We start from the raw sequence: 16,545 nt of genomic DNA, 5'->3' as shown, positions 1-16,545 counted from the left end.
GCGGCCCGGCTTGGCGCGCACCAGTTCGGCGGCGTCCGGGTTCTTCTTCTGCGGCATGATCGACGAGCCGGTCGAAAAGGCGTCGGACAGGCGCACGAAGCCGAATTGCGGCGTCGACCAGATGACGATCTCCTCGGCCAGCCGCGACAGATGCGTGCCGCAGATCGCCGCCACCGACAGGAATTCCAGCGCGAAGTCCCGGTCCGACACCGAATCCAGCGAGTTGCGGGTCGGCTCGCGAAAACCGAGTGCCTTGGCCGTTATGTGGCGGTCGATGTCAAAGCCGGTGCCGGCCAGAGCGGCGGCGCCCAGCGGGCATTCGTCCAGCCGGTTCACCGCGTCGCGGCAGCGCGACAGGTCGCGGGCCGCCATCTCCACATAGGCGAGGCAGTGATGGCCGAAGGTCACCGGCTGGGCGACCTGCAGATGGGTGAAGCCCGGCATCACCGTGTCGGCGTGTTGCTCGGCCTTGGCGAGCAGCGCGTCGATGAAGCCGGTCAGCGCCCGGTCGAGGGAGAGGAACGCGGTCTTGACGTGCAGGCGGAAATCCAGCGCCACCTGGTCGTTGCGCGAGCGCGCCGTGTGCAGGCGGCCGGCGGCGGGGCCGATCAGTTCGGCCAGCCGCGCCTCGATGTTCATGTGAATGTCCTCGCGCTCTCGCGAGAAATTGAACCGGCCGGCCTGTATCTCGCCGCGGATCTCCTCCAGACCCGCAATGATACTCTCTGCGTCATCCGCCGTGATGATGCCCTGTTGCGCCAGCATGGCGGCATGGGCTTTCGAACCGGCGATATCCTCTTCATAAAGCCGGCGATCGAAATCGATCGACGCGTTGATTTCTTCCATGATCGCGTCGGGACCCGAGGCGAAGCGTCCGCCCCACATCGCGTTGGCGGCACCGGGGACGTTGTCGGGATTCTGGCTCATGGACACTCGAAAGGGCTCTTGACGACATGTCCGAAGCAAAACGATCGACTTCGAACGGGCGGCGGCTCGGTCTCATCGCCGCGGTCGCGCTGGTCTGCGGCATCGCGGCGGGTGGTGTCGTCCTATACGTGAGCGAGAGCGGGTCTGGCAACGAAACCGCCAGCGCCTGTCCGGCCGATGCGGCGATCACCGCGGCGGTGGACGCCGAGGCGCGCGGCGAGGTCGCCGCTGTGCAGGCGCTGGAAACGCCCTTCGACGTCTCGGCCATCGCCTTTTCGGACGGCGACGGCGCCGCCGTGACGCTGGCCGACTTCTCCGGCAGGACGCTGCTGGTCAATCTGTGGGCCACCTGGTGCGTGCCGTGCCGGCAGGAGATGCCGGCGCTGGACGAGCTGGAGCGCCAGGAAGGCGGCGACGACTTCGCTGTGGTGCCGATCAATGTCGACATGGGCGACATCGAGAAGCCGAAGACTTTCTACGCCGAGACCGAGCTGACCGCCCTGCCCTTCTATCGTGACGAGACCATGGGCGTGTTCAACGATCTGAAGCGCGCCGGCGTCGCCTTCGGCCTGCCGATCTCCCTCGTCGTCGGCCCCGACGGCTGCGCCCGCGCCGCCATCAACGGCCCGGCCGAATGGGCCAGCCCCGACGCCATCCGCCTGATCGAGGCGGTGAAGGCGAGCGGGACGTCGGCCTGACCGGCACGACGTCCCTTCCGACAGTCGGCCAGCGCCTCAGCCGGCATAGCCCATCTGCGCGGGCTGCCGCTCCGGGGCCGCACGGTCCAGCCGGACGGCGGTGAGCGCCACCGCCAGGGCCGCCAGCGGGAACAGCGCCGCGGTCCAGGTGACGTAGCCGAGGCCCGGGCCGGAATCGATGACCAGGCCACCGGCGAAGGCACCCACGGCATTGCCGAGATTGAAGGCGGCAATGTTGAAGGACGAGGCGAGGCTTTCGCCGGCGCCGTCCGCCTTGGACAGCACCCACATCTGCAGCGGCGGCACGGTGGCAAAGGCCGCCGCCCCCAGGAGCGTCACGGCGACGAGCGCGGTCACCGTGCCCTGCAGCGCCGGCCCCATCACAACGAGCACCACGAACAGGACGACGAGGCTGCCGATCATCGCGGGCACCAGTGCCTTGTCGGCGAGACGCCCGCCGAGCAGATTGCCGGCCACCAGCCCGGCGCCGAAGAGCAGCAGGATCGGCGAGATCGCGGCCTCGCCGAAACCGGTGATGCCGGTCAGGAGCGGCGCAATATAGGTGAAGACCGCGAAGACGCCGGCATAGCCGAGAACCGTCGTCAGGAGACCGAGCAGCACGGGGCGACGGCCGAGCGCCTTGAGGTCGGCGCGCCAGTCGTCGGCGGTCTCCGGCTTGCCGTCCCGGGGCACCGCCCAGGCGATGACGGCGGCGGCGAGAATGCCGACGATCGCGACGGCCCAGAAGGTCGCCCGCCAGCCGGCCGCCTGCCCGAGCCAGGTGCCCAGCGGCACGCCGAGGATGTTGGCGACGGTCAGGCCGGTGAACATCAGCGCGATGGCCGAGGCGCGCTTGTCGGCGGGCACCAGCTTCGTGGCGACGACCGAGCCGACGCCGAAGAAGGTGCCGTGGGCGAAGGCGGTCAGCACCCGTGCGGCCATGAGCAGGCCATAGCTGGGCGCCACCGCACAGGCGACATTGCCGGCGATGAAGATCGCCATCAGCGCCAGGAGCACGGTCTTGCGCGGCCAGCGGCTGGTCAGGATGGTCAGGAGCGGCGCGCCGACGACGACGCCGATGGCATAGCCGGAGATCAGGAAGCCGGCGGCGCTGGTCGGGACGCCGAGATCGGCGCCGACATCGAGCAGCAGGCCCATGATGACGAATTCGGTGACCCCGATGCCGAAGGCACCGGCGGTCAACGCGTAGAGAGCAAGAGGCATGACGAAATCCCTGATGATGAACAGGGCCGTCAGATGACAGCTTGTGCTTTGATGAAGTAGACTGCCGCCAGGAACAACATTCAGGACTTCACGTCACAAATGCCGCGCCCCGATGCCAATCGCTTTGCCGAGATGGAGGTGTTCGCCACGGTGGTCGAGCGCGGCGGCTTCTCGGCGGCGGCGCGGGTCTCCGGCATGTCGGCCTCGGCGGTCTCGAAACTCGTCGCGCGGCTCGAAGCGCGGCTCGGGACGCGGCTCGTCCATCGCACCACCCGGCGTTTCCAGCTGACGCCGGAGGGCCAGGGCTTCTACGAGCGGGCCGTGGCGATCCTCGCCGATCTCTCCGACGCCGAACGGGCGGCGGGCGCCGGCGAACGGCCCGCCGGCCGCGTGCGGCTCAATTCCAGCGCCTCCTATATCAGCCATGTCCTGGCGCCGATCCTGCCGGATTTCCTCGCCCGCTATCCCGAGATCGGCCTCGACATCGTGCAGACCGATCAGGTCGTCGACCTCGTCGCCGAGCGCACCGACATCGCCATCCGCGCCGGCCCCATGCCGAGTTCCAACCTGATGGCGCGCAAGCTGGGCCAGACGCGCATGATGATCGTCGCCGCGCCCGGCTGGGTGGCCCGCCACGGCCTGCCGCGCACGATCGCGGATCTGGAAGCGCACGAACGGCTGGGCTTCGGCTATGCGCGGGCGATGAAGGGCTGGCCGCTCAGAAGCGGCGCCGGCGAGGACGTCACCCTGCCGACGCTCGGCCGGGTCCAGATCAATGACGGCGAAGGCCTGCGGCGCCTGGCGCTCGCCGGCGTCGGACCCGCACGACTGGCGGCCTTCACCATCCGCGCCGACATCGCCGAAGGCCGGCTTGTGCCGCTCCTGGAAGATGCCAATCCGGGCGACGAGGAAGCGTTTCACGCCGTCTTCATCGGCCAGTCCGCCAGCCTCCCCGCCCGCGCCCGCGCCCTGCTCGACTTCCTCGCCGAGCACGGACAGGTCAGCTGAAGCGGATCGACCCGACCACGCGAGCACCCTCACGAGCCTGTTGCCCCTGACTTGCTGGCGGCTTACGTTTCCGGACTATCGGGAGAAAGCGCGATGACCACGTTCCTGACCGTCACGAAGAGAGGCGCGGTCACCCTCGACCGGGAGGTGCTCGACCATCTCGGCGTGAATCCCGGCGAAAGTCTTGCCGTGAAGCTCGATCCGCAAGGCAGGGTCAGCCTCAGCGCTGCAGCGCCCGGAGCCCAGCCGGATGCCGGTCGGCCGTACGGCAGCCTCGAAGACACGTTCGGGACGCTCAACGCGTATCATGCCGGTCCACCCCTGGCGATCGAGGCGATCAACGACGCGATTGAAGACGGCTGGGCTGGCAAGCGGTGAACATAACCGCCGATACCAACCTCCTGCTGCGGGCGGTCGTCGCCGATGATCCCGACGCTGCGCCCGCGCCGCGATCAACGCCCAGGCCGATGGGCCAGCCCCGAAACCATCTGTCTGATCGACGCGGCGAGGTTAAGCCGAGGACTGCGCAATCATTGCGTGCGTTGATCTGTTTGACGCGGCATGTAATTGCCTAATAGGCGTTGTATATCTCGAAAAAAAAGCAGCGTCAGACTACCCCAGAGGACTACACGACAGGCTGAACGCGCTCCACGAACGCCAACGATCAATTATTCGGTGCGTATAGTCTGATGACATCCGGCGCTTCTTAAGGATTTATCCGTATGGTTATATGTCTTATTATGAGTTTATATAACATAGGTAGCGGCGAACGGTGCGGGTATGTGGATGGTCGGAATTTCAATCCCCTTTACGGCTGTTAGCCCCCCATCCATCAGCGATCCATCACAGACTTGAGTCCGCTCTGATGCCGATATCCAAGACACTTACAATTTCCGATATTATTCGTGCGGACAAACAGAATGTAACCATAGGTGAGTGGGAAACCGGACCTATACCGAAGGCGAAATTTCCGCTGACGCGCAGCAAGTTGTCTTTGGGGCGTGGGTGGAATTGGCGTGTGGTGACGTTCAACGCGCTGACGCAGCGGTTTGTGGTTCTTGTGGCGCTTAGCGAGGAGAGAGAGTACTACCGCGCCACACTGGCCATGAGAGATGGAAAGACACTGAAAGTTATATGCTTCCATGAGCTACATGCGGATCATTGGAACTGGCACTGCCACTTGATACGGGGCAATGTTCACAATACGTTCCCAGGCGTTCTAAGGGATAAGAATCTCATGTCTGCATGGCCTGTCTTCACGAAGCGTGAGTGCACAGTGCCGTTTAACGTGACCCAAAAAAGCGCGTTGACCATAGCGGCAGCACGCTTCCGATTCGCAGAAGATGGTGGCTTCCTGTGAACTTGCAGAAGGAAATCTGCGCCGCTTTCTGCGACGGCTTGATTGTCCGCCCAGTTCCGATGGGCTACGTGATTTCTACGCCTGTCACCTGGTTCTCTGGTGACACCCTGAGCTTCTACGCGAGGGTGGAAGGTGAACGCGCGCGTCTGGAAGACAGCGGGAGCCTACTTTTTGACCTGGAAGGTCAAGGATTAGACTTTTCTTCTGAGGCTCGTATGGAGTTATTGTCGAATCTACTTCATGAGCACGGAATAAAGCACTCAGACGATGATGGGCTATTCTGCACTGAGTGGGTTGGGAAAGCGCAGATTGCCCAACTCGCCCTACCCTTTCTAACATTTCTAACGAGGGTGCAGGATCTGCTCTTCCTCAACCGAGATATTGTAAAAAGCACTTTTCGGGAGGACCTGATAAGTGCCCTTGAGGACACATTTACAGAGCAGTGCGTTTCGATTTCCGAGGCGCTGATACCATCGTTACCCCACTACACGGTCGACATCGTGGTGCGCACAACAAGCGGGAAAGTTGCAGCCATCTTTCCAGCTACGAACGATGTGAGCGTTTTACGTGCAGTCCTTTTCTCAATGGAAGCTCAGAAGCACCGCGCTGCGGAAATCGTCCCATTCTTAATCTACGAAAGCGTAGACAAAACAACTATTACGCAGCAGAGCCGAGAAATCGCTATCAATTCTGACCTTATCCCCGCAGTCTGGTCGGGCGGGAGAGATGAGGTCATACAAAAAGTTCAGCGTTACTTGCAGTAATTCAAGAGACAGATACCTTACGCTGTAGGCTTCTGCATTCTACGCGATAAAACTTAATCCAGACACCCAATGCCTTATCCTGGCAGGCATGACTATAGACACCGTCAGAATAGGTGCGATAACAATGACATCAGAAGACTTAAGAGCCTTCATTGAAATTGCAGCGGCGGCTGTTTTCCTTCTGGGCCCTATCGGCGTGATCGTCGAGCGTTATAAATCAAAGCGCGGCTTGGGTGCTCGTGCAATTCAATTCTGCGCTGTCTTGATGCTAATCCCAGCGGTCCTCATTCTAGCCTTAGAGAAAGTTCTTGAGCCTTCAACCGTGGGTACGCTGATCGGAGCACTGACAGGCTACCTGCTTTCAGGGCTCGGCGAGTACAAACCGAACCAGAGCCGCAGACCTGACGACTGACCGGAGCCGGGCAGTCGATCCATGCTGCCTTCTGATACGGTACACATCGTATCATGCAGCTGATCCTTTACGCACCATCGCCTCCTCTCCGCGCAGAGATCGAGACTTGTAGAGGCTCCAATCCCTACCGCGTCGGGACCGGCGTCTCGCGGCGATAGTCGTAGAAGCCGCGGCCGGCCTTGCGGCCGAGCCAGCCGGCCTCGACATATTTCACCAGCAGCGGACAGGGCCGGTATTTGGAATCCGCCAGCCCGTCATGCAGCACCTGCATGATCGACAGGCAGGTATCGAGGCCGATGAAGTCGGCCAGCTGCAGCGGGCCCATCGGATGGTTGGCGCCCAGCTTCATGGCGGTATCGATGGATTCCACCGAGCCGACGCCCTCGTAGAGGACGTAGATCGCCTCGTTGATCATCGGCAGGAGGATGCGGTTGACGATGAAGGCCGGGAAATCCTCCGAGACGCTGATCGTCTTGTCGAGGGCGGTGACGTAGTGGCGCGCCGATTCGAAGGTCGCGTCCTCGGTGGCGATGCCGCGCACCAGCTCGACCAGCTTCATCACCGGCACCGGGTTCATGAAGTGGATGCCCATGAACCGCTCGGGGCGGTCGGTGGCCGAGGCGAGCCGGGTGATGGAGATCGACGAGGTGTTGGTGGCCAGGATTGCGCCGGGCGCCAGATGCGGGCAGATCTCGCGGTAGATCTTGCGCTTGACCGTCTCGTCCTCGGTCGCCGCCTCGATGACGAGATCGGCGGTGCCGAGCGCCGCCGTGTCGGTGGTGGTGACGATCCGCGCCATCGCCGCGTCGCGGTCGGCCTGTGTGATCTTCTGGGAGGCGAGCTGGCGGTCGAGGGTGGCGGCGATCTTGTCGCGGCCGGCGCTCGTGCGGTCTTCGGCGATGTCGTAGAGCGTCACGCCGTAGCCGGCGAGGGCCGAGACATGGGCGATGCCGGAGCCCATCTGCCCCGCGCCGACGATGCCAACGTGCTTGATACTGTCCGCCATCGCGCCTTCGCTCACCTTCGATGTTGCGTCGCGAACCTCGCGGCGGCGCGCGGCTTCGTCAAAGCCGCGCGCCGGACGCTCAGAGCTTGTCCTTCAGCTCGGGCAGGATCTGGAACAGATCGCCGACGAGGCCGTAATCGGCGACCTGGAAGATCGGCGCTTCCTCGTCCTTGTTGATGGCGACGATGATCTTGGAATCCTTCATGCCGGCCAGATGCTGGATGGCGCCGGAGATGCCGACGGCGATGTAGAGATCGGGCGCCACGACCTTGCCGGTCTGGCCGACCTGCCAGTCGTTCGGGGCGTAGCCGGCGTCGACCGCGGCGCGCGAGGCGCCGATCGCCGCGCCCAGCTTGTCGGCGACGGGCAAGAGCACCTCGTCGAACTTCTCCTTGGAGCCCAGCGCGCGGCCACCCGACAGGATGATCTTGGCGCTGGTCAGCTCCGGCCGCTCGCTGTGGGCGAGCTTTTCCTCGACGAAGGTCGACAGGCCCGGATCGCCGGCCGCGTCCACCGCCTCGACACTGGCCGAACCGCCGGTGCCGGCGGCCTGGAAGCCGGAGGTGCGCACGGTGATCACCTTCTTGGCGTCGGTCGACTTCACCGTCTGGATGGCGTTGCCGGCATAGATCGGCCGCTGGAAGGTGTCGGCGCCCTCGACGACGACGACGTCGGAGATCTGCATCACGTCGAGCAGCGCGGCGATGCGCGGCGCGACGTTCTTGCCGGCGGTGGTGGCCGGCGCGACGATGGCGTCGTAGCCCGCGGCGAGCCTGACGACGAGGTCGGCCAGAGGCTCGGCGAGGCCGTGGGCATAGGCCTCGGCGTCGGCATGCAGCACCTTGGCGACGCCGCCCAGCTGGCCGGCGGCCTCGGCGACGGCGGTCGAGCCCGAGCCGGCGACGAGCACATGCACGTCACCGCCCATCTGGGCGGCGGCGGTCAGCGCCTTGGCGGTCTGCTCGGACAGGGTCTGGTTGTCGTGTTCGGCGATGAGAAGCGTGGTCATGATCGCGGGTCTCCCTGGCATCCGGCGGTCGCCTGCGCGTTACGCGCGCGGCCGGCCGGCATCCAATCCTTCAAGGCGCGTGCTCAGAGCACGCCGGCTTCGTTCTTCAGCTTGTCGACCAGCACGTCGACGCTCTCGACCTTGATGCCGGCCTCGCGCTTGCCCGGCTCGGCGGTCTTCAGGATCTCCAGCCGCGGCGTGATGTCGACGCCGAAATCGTCCGGCGACTTCTCCTCGAGCGGCTTCTTCTTGGCCTTCATGATATTCGGCAGCGAGGCGTAGCGCGGCTCGTTGAGGCGCAGGTCCGTCGTCACGATCGCCGGCATCTTCAGCGCCACGGTCTGCAGGCCGCCATCGACCTCGCGGGTCACGGTCGCCTTGCCGTCGGTCAGCTCGATCTTGTTGGCGAAGGTGCCCTGGCTCCAGCCGAGCAGCGCCGCCAGCATCTGGCCGGTCTGGTTGCAGTCGTCGTCGATGGCCTGCTTGCCGAGGATGACGAGGTCCGGGTTCTCGGCCTCGACCACGCCCTTGAGGATCTTGGCGACGGCCAGCGGCTCGGTCGGCTGGTCGGTCTTGACCAGGATGCCGCGGTCGGCGCCCATGGCGAGCGCGGTGCGGATCGTCTCCTGCGCCTGCTGCGGGCCGACGGACACCGCGACGATCTCCGTCACCGTGCCGGCCTCCTTCAGGCGGATCGCCTCCTCGACGGCAATCTCGTCGAAGGGGTTCATGCTCATCTTGACGTTGGCGAGGTCGACGCCCGTGCCGTCCGGCTTGACCCGGATCTTCACGTTGTAGTCGACGACGCGCTTGACTGCGACGAGAACCTTCATCGGTCGTGTCTCTCCCTTTTTGGGCGCCGAGCGCCCGAAAGCCTCATGTCCTGCCCGGCCCGGCGTCGCCCTCGCAATATCCGCGCAGGCGACCGGAGCCGATTGGCCGCGAGCGATATCTGACTTTTACGTAATGGTCAAAATTTCGCGGTCTCGTAGCGGCCTTGTGCGGTTCCCGCGCCGATCTTGCAAGTGCCGGGTCACGATCGCCCGGTGTCGCTCGTCTCCAGCTCCACCGCCCGCGGCGTCTGGATCTGCCGGTCGAACAGCACCACGCCGCGCCGGCGCAGCACCAGCGTCAGCGCCGCTCCGGCCAGGATGCCGCCGGCATGGGCGGCATAGGAGACGTCCTCGGCGCCCGACGCGAACAGCACGAACTGCAGGCCGATCCACACGATCAAGAGCAGCCAGGCCGGCAGGTTCAACGGGATGCGCCCGAAGGCCAGCACCCAGACCCACACCCTTGGATGCAGCATCAGATAGGCCGCCGCGACGCCCGACACCGCCCCGGACGCGCCGATCAGCGTCGCCTCCGAACCCGGGAACATCAGCGCATGCAGCCCCGCCCCCGCCGCCGCGCAGGCCAGGTAGAAGACAAGGAATTTCACATGGCCGAAGGCGTCCTCGACATTGTCGCCGAACACCCAGAGGAACAGCATGTTGCCGCCGATATGCCAGATGTCGAGATGCAGGAAGGAATAGGTCAGGAAGTTCAGCCAGCCCGGCACCGCCACATAGGCCGGCGGCAGCTCGGCATAGCCGTTCACCACCGCCGGGATAAAGCCGTAGGAGATCTCGAAGGCCGACAGGAACGCCCCGGTCTCGCCGCTCGCCTTGGCGAAGAGATAGACCAGCGCATTGGCCGCGATCAGCCCCACCGTCACATACTGGAAGCTTATATGACGCAGGCGGTTGGCGTCGTAGAAGGGGACGAACACGGCAGACCTTTCAGGCTTTTGGCCGGGGGCTTTTGGCCGGGGGCTCCTGGCCGTGGACTTCTGCCCGGGGCTTCTGGCCCGGCTTTCCGCCGGGCGCTTCTGGCCCGGCTTTCCGCCGGGCGCTTTTGGCCAATGGCTTTCGACCGCGGGGCTCCTGGTCCGGGCTCCCGGCCTAAGCGTGAGCCGAAAACCTCTGCCCCCGCGACGGTCTGCGCCCCCCCTGTCACGGCCGGCGCCCGCCGCGCCGCGAACCGTCCCGGTCGCGCGCCCCGCGCCGGTGATCCCGACGCCTCAGCGGCTGGCGCCGGGCACCCACAGAACATCCGCCCTGCCGTCGTCATTGGCAATGCGGCCGGCGACGAACAGATGGTCGGACAGGCGGTTGACGTAGCGCAGCGCGACGTCGGCGACCGTCTCGCCATCCTTCTTCGCCAGGGCGACCATCAGCCGCTCGGCCCGCCGCGCCACGGTGCGGGCATGGTGCAGATGGGTGGCGGCGGGCGAGCCGGCCGGCAGGACGAAGCTCTTCAGCGGCTCCAGCCGCGCATTCATGGCGTCGATCTCGCGCTCCAGCGCGTCGACCTGCGAGGCGACGATCTTCAGCGGCTCGTAGGGCAAGGGCTCGCCGGTCTCCGGCGTCGCCAGCTCCGCGCCGAGATCGAACAGCTCGTTCTGGATGCGCGCCAGCATGGCGTCGAGCTCGCCCTCGGCATGCAGCCGCACCAGCCCAAGAACGGCGTTGAGCTCGTCGATCGTGCCGTAGGTCTCGACCCGCAAATCACTCTTCAACCGCCGCTCGCCACTGCCGAGCCCCGTCTCCCCGGCATCGCCGGTGCGCGTATAGATCTTGTTCAGCTTGACCATGATGTCTCCGGTTTGGCGACATCATAGGGGATGGAGGGGCGGGGGACAGGGCGAATAGAGTAAGGAACGCAACTAACTAGTGAGCGCAACGGATTGAGCCACGTTTTATTCGAGTGCGTGCATCTGCCTTCCGGAGAACACAGCTCTCCCATGACCATATTGGTCCTCGCATTCGACGCACACATGAAGCCGGATCGATACGCCACGGCGTTACGAGCGAAACGAAACCAAGTTCGCATGCTTCGTTATGACATCTACCGACAAGCCTGATCTCTCAGCCAGTTGATACTCAGTTGCAATGTCCGTTGCAAAGAATGCGGGATCGTCAGTACCGAGTACGACAATACAGCCTGCTGACGCCAACTGCTTCGCGGGATGGGCGTCAATCGTGTCGCATACACCGAGGGCAAGATTGCTCGACAAGCATATCTCAAGAGGAATTTTCGCATGAGCGAGCTGACGGACGACTGCGTCCGATTCAATCGCCCGCACTCCATGTCCTACGCGGTCGAGTTCAAGCTCCTCGACGGCCTCAATTATCGTCTCCGCACCAAGATGCTCGCCTGCATGGGCAGTCGTATACAACCCTTCAGAACGACAGATACGGAACGCTTCTCTAAAATCTTTAGCGGCAAACATTCGTTCGTCGCCGGTCAGCCCGAAACCCACCAAAAGGTCCCGGTCACGTCCCGCAGCAATACGTGCAGCTTGAACGGCCGCTGCCGGTCCTAAATGACGGACTGCGGTCGCAATCATGCGGCAATCGATACCGAACGCTTCCAACGCACGCTCACGCGCCGCTGACAAAGCGGAAAGTTGGTCGTTGAATGGCAGCCCCACACGCATCAAATCCGGCGGAGAAAGCATGAATTCAACGTAGGTAGCGCCGAGGTTCGCCGATTTCGAAAGGAAATCGTAGGCCACATCTTCGAGATCCTGCGCAGTTACAATCAACGACGCAATCTTGTCGTATGCACTAAGAAAAGACGAAAAATCTCGCCAGCCGTATCCCTTTTCGACTAGCAGCGCCGGATCAAGATCAATATCGTTCTTCGCAGCGAGCGATCGCGCGCGTTGCGGCGTCAGCGTACCACGCAAATGGACATGCAAGTCGATCATCTATAGCGTCTCACCCCCCGTAATTCTCATTTATTTCGAAATTATTGCGTGATTGGATTGATGAATGCTCATCCGATTTCTATCTGGGAACAAGTTCAAAATTGCCGAAGCCGGCAATATTCTCAAGTCCGTCGGTGTGGACATGCTCCCAGTCCACTTTCCTATTGAGGAGTTGCAGTCTTCCGATATGGAGGCGATAGTACGGGACAAAACGCTCCGAGCCTTTCACAAATTGGGCCAACCCGTATTCGTTGAACAGACAGGGCTTTTCCTTGAGGACCTCAACGGCTTCCCCGGCGGACTAACCCAGGTTTTTTGGGATACACTACAGAAAGAGCGAGTTTCAAGATACTTTGGCGGCAGCGTAGTAACCGCGATAACTCGGATCGGCTACTGTGATGGGAAGCGGGTATTGCAGTTCGAAGGCGCCGTTAAGGGAACGATTTCCACTGAGCCTCGCGGGGATGATAGCTTTCAATGGGACTGCATATTTATTCCAGACGGCTATAAGCAAACTTTCTCAGAACTAGGCTTAAAAAAAGACGAGATATCTATGCGGAAAAAAGCATTGGACTCACTGGCCCAGCATCTGAAGATGCATAAATCATGATCGATGAACTTGCGAAACTAATCTCAGACCGCAAGGTCGTACTGTTCGCCGGCGCGGGATTATCAATACCGCTGGATCTCCCAAGCTGGTCCGGTCTGATCAAATACATGGCTGAAGAATTAGGCTACGATCCAGAGGTACTTGTCCCTAAAGGCGCCGATTACCTGCAAATTGCAGAATTCTACAAACTTGAGCGTAACAGTATCGGCGAACTGCGCAGTTGGATGGACCGAAATTGGAATGTAGCCGACGATAAACTTCGCTCCTCTCGGGCCCACAATCAAATCGTCGATCTCGATTTTCCTCTGATTTATACAACCAACTATGATCGCAACATCGAGCGTATTCACCAGCTTAGGAAAAAACCCTTCATCCGAATCAAGTCCGTTTTGGACGTCGCCAACGCTTCTCCTGACAAAACTCAGATAATTAAGTTCCACGGCGACTTCGATGACGACGAATCACTCGTGATCACTGAGTCTGACTACTTCGATCGCCTACAATTTGAAGGCCCTCTAGATATCAAATTTCGGGCGGACGTACTTGGTCGAAGTATACTTTTTGTTGGGTACAGCTTGAGCGACCTTAATATGAGACTTCTCCTTTATCGGCTCCATAAAACTTGGGAGGACGCGGGTTTTTTAACTCAGCGCCCCCCTTGCTTCATTTTTCTCCTACGGCCGGATCCGGTCCAAGAGCGAGTTTTGGCAAGTAGGGGCATTCACCCGATCGTATCAGACACACTGGCACCGGACGAGGCACTTCCTGCGATGTTCGATGCGCTACTTACTTCGTTGGATAAGTTGGGCTGAATGTCGGTTACGATCGAAGCTATGACAGTTTCGATCAGTTGCATGGAGCATTGTCGCTTCACTTTTGTGGACTGTGCGCTTCCTCACACCCACCCAAAACTTATCCCCACCCCTCGCCCCTCCCCCATACTCCCCTCACCGCTGGCCCACGGAACGGGCGCGAATGATCACCGGGATCGTTCGGGGGCTGGCGGGCGGCGTCCGCGACGGGGCTTCTTCCGGAGGAGCCCCGGCCCGGACGGCCCTTCGCACCGCCGGACCGTCCCCCATTACGAGGGGGCTGCGGAACGGTCCGCTTGAGCGCCTTCGGGCGTGAAGAGCCGGCAGCCACGGATGGCCCTTGCGGGCCCCCGTGCCGAAGGGTTGCTCAAGACGCCGCGCGGGATGCCGGAGGCGAACCGCATGACATTAAACCGTCGAGGGGTTCGCCTCCGGCGTCCCGTTGCCTGCTCCATCCCTTCGGCCCGTCCGGGCGCGAGGCCGCGGCCGCATGGGCGCGTGGCAGCAGCGGCCGGGGCGAGCGCGCCCGTCCGGGGATTGCTGCCTGGCGATGGGGCGGGAGCGGCTAGCGGGCGAGCAGCAGCACGCCGACGATGAGGATCACGGCGACGCCCTGCAGCATGACGCGGGCGCGCATCAGCTTCTGCGAGCGATTGCCGTCGCCGCCCTTCATCATGTTGAACAGGCCGGCGATCAGGACGCCGGCCGTCGCGATCATGACGGCCAGGGCGATATAGGTGAGAAAGTCGGACATGCCGGCCCTTGTGGCGGTTCGGTTTGCGGGTGTGCGGGTCTCATATAGGCATGCCGCCCGCCGAGGCGAAGGGCGGCGGCCCCGGCGATCGGTCGCAGCCTCCGGGCCGGTTGGGCCGGGCCGGTTTGCGCGGGCGCCTCGGGCCGGGCGCGCCTCAGGCGTCTCAGACGCTCTTGGAAATCGCCCGCGCCCGCCCGCCGCGGGTGGCGGCGGCGACGCCGACCCCGGCCAGCACCAGCCCGGCGAGCTGGATCGCCGTCAGCGTCTCGCCGAACAGCAGCCAGGCCGTCACCGCGGTGACGCCCGGCACCAGGTACATCAGCGAGGCGACCGAGGAGACCGCGCCCTCGCGGATCAGGAAGAGCAGCAGGAACACCGCGCCGATCGACAGGACGATGGTCAGCCAGGCCAGCGCGAAGACCAGTTCGCCCGACCATGTGACGTCCATGGTCTCGACGGTCATGGCGAGGATCAGCGTCGGCACGAAGGCGCCGAGATATTGCAGGGCGGTGCCGGTGCGAAGGTCCACCCCGCCGACGAAGCGCTTCTGCCAGACCGAGCCGACCGAGATGGCGATCGCCGACAGGAACACCGGGCCCAGTGTCAGGACGCCATAGGCGCCGTCGCCGTCGAGCTTCGGCAGGATCACCAGCGCAACGCCAAGAAGGCCGAGGCCGAGGCCCATGATGTGGCGCGGCCGGACCCGTTCGCCGAGGAAGCTAGCGGCCAGGATCGTCGTCAGGATCGGCTGCAGCCCGACGATCAGCGCCGCGATGCCGGCGTTGAGGCCATGGCGGACGGCGAAGAACACGCCGCCGAGATAGACGCCGTGGATCAGGCTGCCGGCGATCATCGCGTGCATGGCCGGCCAGCGGCCCGGCCAGGGCGCCCGCATGGCGACCACCAGCGTACCCAGGATCGCCAGCGCCAGCGCATAGCGCAGGCTCAGAAAGGTGAAGGGCTCGGCATAGGGCATCGCATAGCGCGCGCCGATGAAGCCGGTCGACCAGAGCAGGACGAAGACGACCGGAAAGAATGGAAGCAGCCTTTGCACGGGCGGGTCGGCCTTCTTGTCATGGGGATCGGCCACTGGTTAGCAGGGCCACGGCCGCGCCGAAAGGCGGAACCGTCAGGCGGGATGACGAAATCGCGTGCCTGCGTTGGCGCGCGGGCGCTGCCGACGCGCCGGGATGTCCGCGGGCCGGCCATTGCGCGGCGGCTAGCCGGAACGTCTGGCCGAAGGGTCCCGGCCGACGTCATGGGCCGGCGGCGCGGCCTGCAAGCCCACCATGCGGCGAATGTCCTCGGCGCCGAGCCCGGCCTCGCGCAAGGCGCGGATCGCCGTGTCGCCGGCGCTTTTCGACAGCTTGCGGCCGTCGGGCCCCAGGATCAGTTCGTGATGGTGGTAGCGCGGCACCGGCAGGCCGAGCAGCGCCTGCAAGAGGCGGTGGATACTGGTCGCCGGGAACAGGTCGCGGCCGCGCACCACATGGGTCACGCCCTGCACCGCGTCGTCGACCACCACCGACAGATGATAGCTCGTCGGCGTCTCCATGCGGCCGAGCACCACGTCGCCCCATTCCAGCGGCTTTGCGACGATTTCGCCGCCGCCCGCCTCGAGCGCAAGGCCGGTTTCCGCGAAGGTCAGCGTGCCGAGCATGGCGACCGCCCTGGCCGTGTCCAGCCGCCAGGCAAAGCGCTCGCCGTCGCGCATTTTCCGCTCGCGCTGGCCGCTCGACAGGTCGCGGTCGAGCGCCGGATAGAGCGGCGCCCCGTCCGGATCGCGCGGCCAGGGCGTCGCTTCGTCGTCTTCGTAGCGCTGGGCAAAGGCCCGGATCTCGCCCCGCGACATGAAGCCCGGATAGATCAGCTCGGCATCGGCCAGCGCTTCCAGCGCGGCGGCATAGTCGGCAAAATGCTCCGACTGGCGGCGCGGGGCCACGTCCCAGTCGACGCCGAGAAAGGTCAGGTCGTCTTCGATCTGGCGTTCGTATTCGCGCGTGCAGCGGGCCTGGTCGATATCCTCGATGCGCAGCAGGAACTCACCGCCCGCCTGCCGCGCCATCCGGTGATTGACCAGCACCGAATAGGCATGGCCGAGATGCAGCTCGCCATTCGGGCTCGGGGCAAAACGGAAAACGGCGGGCGCTGTCTGCATCGAATCGGCTTCCTCTCGTTTGGCGCGACTTCTACGGTCGCTTTTGGCA

At 63.7% G+C, this 16,545-nt stretch carries 19 protein-coding genes; 8 read left to right on the top strand and 11 right to left on the bottom strand.

The features are described 5' to 3' along the window. The coding region (argH, locus tag ACEQX1_RS13975) for an argininosuccinate lyase (protein ID WP_370196937.1) at nucleotides 1–927 on the bottom strand (927 nt) is incomplete at its 3' end. Between the two features lie 26 nt (nucleotides 928–953). On the opposite strand from argH, the gene ACEQX1_RS13970 reads away from it, so the two are divergent. Then, on the top strand, nucleotides 954–1,625 hold the full coding sequence (locus tag ACEQX1_RS13970; RefSeq protein ID WP_370194122.1) for a TlpA family protein disulfide reductase: 672 nt from the start codon (nucleotides 954–956) through the stop codon (nucleotides 1,623–1,625). Between the two features lie 36 nt (nucleotides 1,626–1,661). Here ACEQX1_RS13970 and ACEQX1_RS13965 read toward each other — a convergent pair whose 3' ends face one another. Next, nucleotides 1,662–2,849: an MFS transporter gene (locus tag ACEQX1_RS13965; protein ID WP_370194123.1), complete on the bottom strand. Its 1,188-nt coding sequence runs from the start codon at nucleotides 2,847–2,849 to the stop codon at nucleotides 1,662–1,664. A gap of 99 nt (nucleotides 2,850–2,948) precedes the next feature. On the opposite strand from ACEQX1_RS13965, the gene ACEQX1_RS13960 reads away from it, so the two are divergent. The 5 genes from ACEQX1_RS13960 to ACEQX1_RS13940 all read left to right on the top strand — a co-directional run bounded on the left by ACEQX1_RS13960 (nucleotide 2,949) and on the right by ACEQX1_RS13940 (nucleotide 6,393). Further along, nucleotides 2,949–3,857, top strand: coding sequence for a LysR family transcriptional regulator (locus ACEQX1_RS13960; RefSeq protein WP_370194124.1), 909 nt, complete (start codon nucleotides 2,949–2,951; stop codon nucleotides 3,855–3,857). A 93-nt stretch (nucleotides 3,858–3,950) separates the two neighbouring features. Beyond that, the gene (locus ACEQX1_RS13955) at nucleotides 3,951–4,235 is read left to right on the top strand and encodes an AbrB/MazE/SpoVT family DNA-binding domain-containing protein (RefSeq protein ID WP_370194125.1); all 285 of its coding nucleotides are present in this window, start codon (nucleotides 3,951–3,953) and stop codon (nucleotides 4,233–4,235) included. A 487-nt stretch (nucleotides 4,236–4,722) separates the two neighbouring features. Further along, nucleotides 4,723–5,217, top strand: coding sequence for a hypothetical protein (locus tag ACEQX1_RS13950; RefSeq protein WP_370194126.1), 495 nt, complete (start codon nucleotides 4,723–4,725; stop codon nucleotides 5,215–5,217). After that, the gene (locus ACEQX1_RS13945) at nucleotides 5,214–5,981 is read left to right on the top strand and encodes a DUF1828 domain-containing protein (RefSeq protein WP_370194127.1); all 768 of its coding nucleotides are present in this window, start codon (nucleotides 5,214–5,216) and stop codon (nucleotides 5,979–5,981) included. Before ACEQX1_RS13950 ends, ACEQX1_RS13945 begins: the two co-directional genes overlap by 4 nt. Nucleotides 5,982–6,105: 124 nt before the next feature. Next, nucleotides 6,106–6,393, top strand: coding sequence for a hypothetical protein (locus tag ACEQX1_RS13940; RefSeq protein WP_370194129.1), 288 nt, complete (start codon nucleotides 6,106–6,108; stop codon nucleotides 6,391–6,393). Between the two features lie 124 nt (nucleotides 6,394–6,517). Here ACEQX1_RS13940 and ACEQX1_RS13935 read toward each other — a convergent pair whose 3' ends face one another. From ACEQX1_RS13935 to add, 6 genes are all read right to left on the bottom strand, one after another. Then, nucleotides 6,518–7,399 carry a 3-hydroxybutyryl-CoA dehydrogenase gene (locus tag ACEQX1_RS13935; protein WP_370194130.1) on the bottom strand — a complete coding sequence of 294 codons (882 nt, stop codon included), beginning with the start codon at nucleotides 7,397–7,399 and terminating at the stop codon, nucleotides 6,518–6,520. Nucleotides 7,400–7,478: 79 nt separating this feature from the next. Further along, nucleotides 7,479–8,408, bottom strand: coding sequence for an electron transfer flavoprotein subunit alpha/FixB family protein (locus ACEQX1_RS13930; RefSeq protein ID WP_370194131.1), 930 nt, complete (start codon nucleotides 8,406–8,408; stop codon nucleotides 7,479–7,481). A gap of 83 nt (nucleotides 8,409–8,491) precedes the next feature. Further along, nucleotides 8,492–9,241 (bottom strand): electron transfer flavoprotein subunit beta/FixA family protein, encoded by a 750-nt coding sequence (locus ACEQX1_RS13925; RefSeq protein ID WP_370196936.1) that lies wholly within the window; start codon nucleotides 9,239–9,241, stop codon nucleotides 8,492–8,494. A 200-nt stretch (nucleotides 9,242–9,441) separates the two neighbouring features. After that, the gene (locus tag ACEQX1_RS13920) at nucleotides 9,442–10,179 is read right to left on the bottom strand and encodes a rhomboid family intramembrane serine protease (protein WP_370194133.1); all 738 of its coding nucleotides are present in this window, start codon (nucleotides 10,177–10,179) and stop codon (nucleotides 9,442–9,444) included. A 291-nt stretch (nucleotides 10,180–10,470) separates the two neighbouring features. Next, nucleotides 10,471–11,043 carry a cob(I)yrinic acid a,c-diamide adenosyltransferase gene (locus ACEQX1_RS13915; RefSeq protein ID WP_228240035.1) on the bottom strand — a complete coding sequence of 191 codons (573 nt, stop codon included), beginning with the start codon at nucleotides 11,041–11,043 and terminating at the stop codon, nucleotides 10,471–10,473. A 210-nt stretch (nucleotides 11,044–11,253) separates the two neighbouring features. Next, nucleotides 11,254–12,162 (bottom strand): adenosine deaminase, encoded by a 909-nt coding sequence (gene add / locus ACEQX1_RS13910; RefSeq protein ID WP_370194134.1) that lies wholly within the window; start codon nucleotides 12,160–12,162, stop codon nucleotides 11,254–11,256. A gap of 64 nt (nucleotides 12,163–12,226) precedes the next feature. On the opposite strand from add, the gene ACEQX1_RS13905 reads away from it, so the two are divergent. Beyond that, nucleotides 12,227–12,772: a non-canonical purine NTP pyrophosphatase gene (locus ACEQX1_RS13905; RefSeq protein ID WP_370194135.1), complete on the top strand. Its 546-nt coding sequence runs from the start codon at nucleotides 12,227–12,229 to the stop codon at nucleotides 12,770–12,772. Next, nucleotides 12,769–13,584, top strand: coding sequence for an SIR2 family protein (locus ACEQX1_RS13900; RefSeq protein WP_370194136.1), 816 nt, complete (start codon nucleotides 12,769–12,771; stop codon nucleotides 13,582–13,584). Before ACEQX1_RS13905 ends, ACEQX1_RS13900 begins: the two co-directional genes overlap by 4 nt. Nucleotides 13,585–14,149: 565 nt before the next feature. Here ACEQX1_RS13900 and ACEQX1_RS13895 read toward each other — a convergent pair. The 3 genes from ACEQX1_RS13895 to gluQRS all read right to left on the bottom strand — a co-directional run bounded on the left by ACEQX1_RS13895 (nucleotide 14,150) and on the right by gluQRS (nucleotide 16,496). Beyond that, a complete protein-coding gene (locus ACEQX1_RS13895) occupies nucleotides 14,150–14,338 on the bottom strand; it encodes a twin transmembrane helix small protein (RefSeq protein ID WP_370194137.1) in 189 nt (62 codons plus the stop codon). Nucleotides 14,339–14,501: 163 nt separating this feature from the next. Then, nucleotides 14,502–15,392, bottom strand: a complete 891-nt coding sequence (locus ACEQX1_RS13890; RefSeq protein WP_024349838.1) for a DMT family transporter — start codon at nucleotides 15,390–15,392, stop codon at nucleotides 14,502–14,504. A gap of 165 nt (nucleotides 15,393–15,557) precedes the next feature. Next, nucleotides 15,558–16,496, bottom strand: a complete 939-nt coding sequence (gene gluQRS, locus ACEQX1_RS13885; protein WP_370196935.1) for a tRNA glutamyl-Q(34) synthetase GluQRS — start codon at nucleotides 16,494–16,496, stop codon at nucleotides 15,558–15,560. Nucleotides 16,497–16,545 lie beyond the last annotated feature (49 nt).

It is taken from the genome of Aurantimonas sp. (assembly GCF_964217435.1).
Classification (GTDB): domain Bacteria; phylum Pseudomonadota; class Alphaproteobacteria; order Rhizobiales; family Rhizobiaceae; genus Aurantimonas; species Aurantimonas coralicida.
This window is presented reverse-complemented; position numbering and strand designations above follow the sequence as displayed.

Bases quoted from the DNA above. Each gene is read 5' to 3' on its own strand.
- ACEQX1_RS13955 (WP_370194125.1), top strand. From the start codon at position 3,951: ATGACCACGTTCCTGACCGTCACGAAGAGAGGCGCGGTCACCCTCGAC.
- ACEQX1_RS13905 (WP_370194135.1), top strand. From the start codon at position 12,227: ATGCTCATCCGATTTCTATCTGGGAACAAGTTCAAAATTGCCGAAGCC.
- ACEQX1_RS13915 (WP_228240035.1), bottom strand. From the start codon at position 11,043: ATGGTCAAGCTGAACAAGATCTATACGCGCACCGGCGATGCCGGGGAG.
- ACEQX1_RS13930 (WP_370194131.1), bottom strand. From the start codon at position 8,408: ATGACCACGCTTCTCATCGCCGAACACGACAACCAGACCCTGTCCGAG.
- ACEQX1_RS13965 (WP_370194123.1), bottom strand. From the start codon at position 2,849: ATGCCTCTTGCTCTCTACGCGTTGACCGCCGGTGCCTTCGGCATCGGG.
- ACEQX1_RS13925 (WP_370196936.1), bottom strand. From the start codon at position 9,241: ATGAAGGTTCTCGTCGCAGTCAAGCGCGTCGTCGACTACAACGTGAAG.
- gluQRS (WP_370196935.1), bottom strand. From the start codon at position 16,496: ATGCAGACAGCGCCCGCCGTTTTCCGTTTTGCCCCGAGCCCGAATGGC.
- ACEQX1_RS13950 (WP_370194126.1), top strand. From the start codon at position 4,723: ATGCCGATATCCAAGACACTTACAATTTCCGATATTATTCGTGCGGAC.
- add (WP_370194134.1), bottom strand. From the start codon at position 12,162: ATGATCGACTTGCATGTCCATTTGCGTGGTACGCTGACGCCGCAACGC.
- ACEQX1_RS13900 (WP_370194136.1), top strand. From the start codon at position 12,769: ATGATCGATGAACTTGCGAAACTAATCTCAGACCGCAAGGTCGTACTG.
- ACEQX1_RS13940 (WP_370194129.1), top strand. From the start codon at position 6,106: ATGACATCAGAAGACTTAAGAGCCTTCATTGAAATTGCAGCGGCGGCT.
- ACEQX1_RS13970 (WP_370194122.1), top strand. From the start codon at position 954: ATGTCCGAAGCAAAACGATCGACTTCGAACGGGCGGCGGCTCGGTCTC.
- ACEQX1_RS13895 (WP_370194137.1), bottom strand. From the start codon at position 14,338: ATGTCCGACTTTCTCACCTATATCGCCCTGGCCGTCATGATCGCGACG.
- ACEQX1_RS13960 (WP_370194124.1), top strand. From the start codon at position 2,949: ATGCCGCGCCCCGATGCCAATCGCTTTGCCGAGATGGAGGTGTTCGCC.
- ACEQX1_RS13935 (WP_370194130.1), bottom strand. From the start codon at position 7,399: ATGGCGGACAGTATCAAGCACGTTGGCATCGTCGGCGCGGGGCAGATG.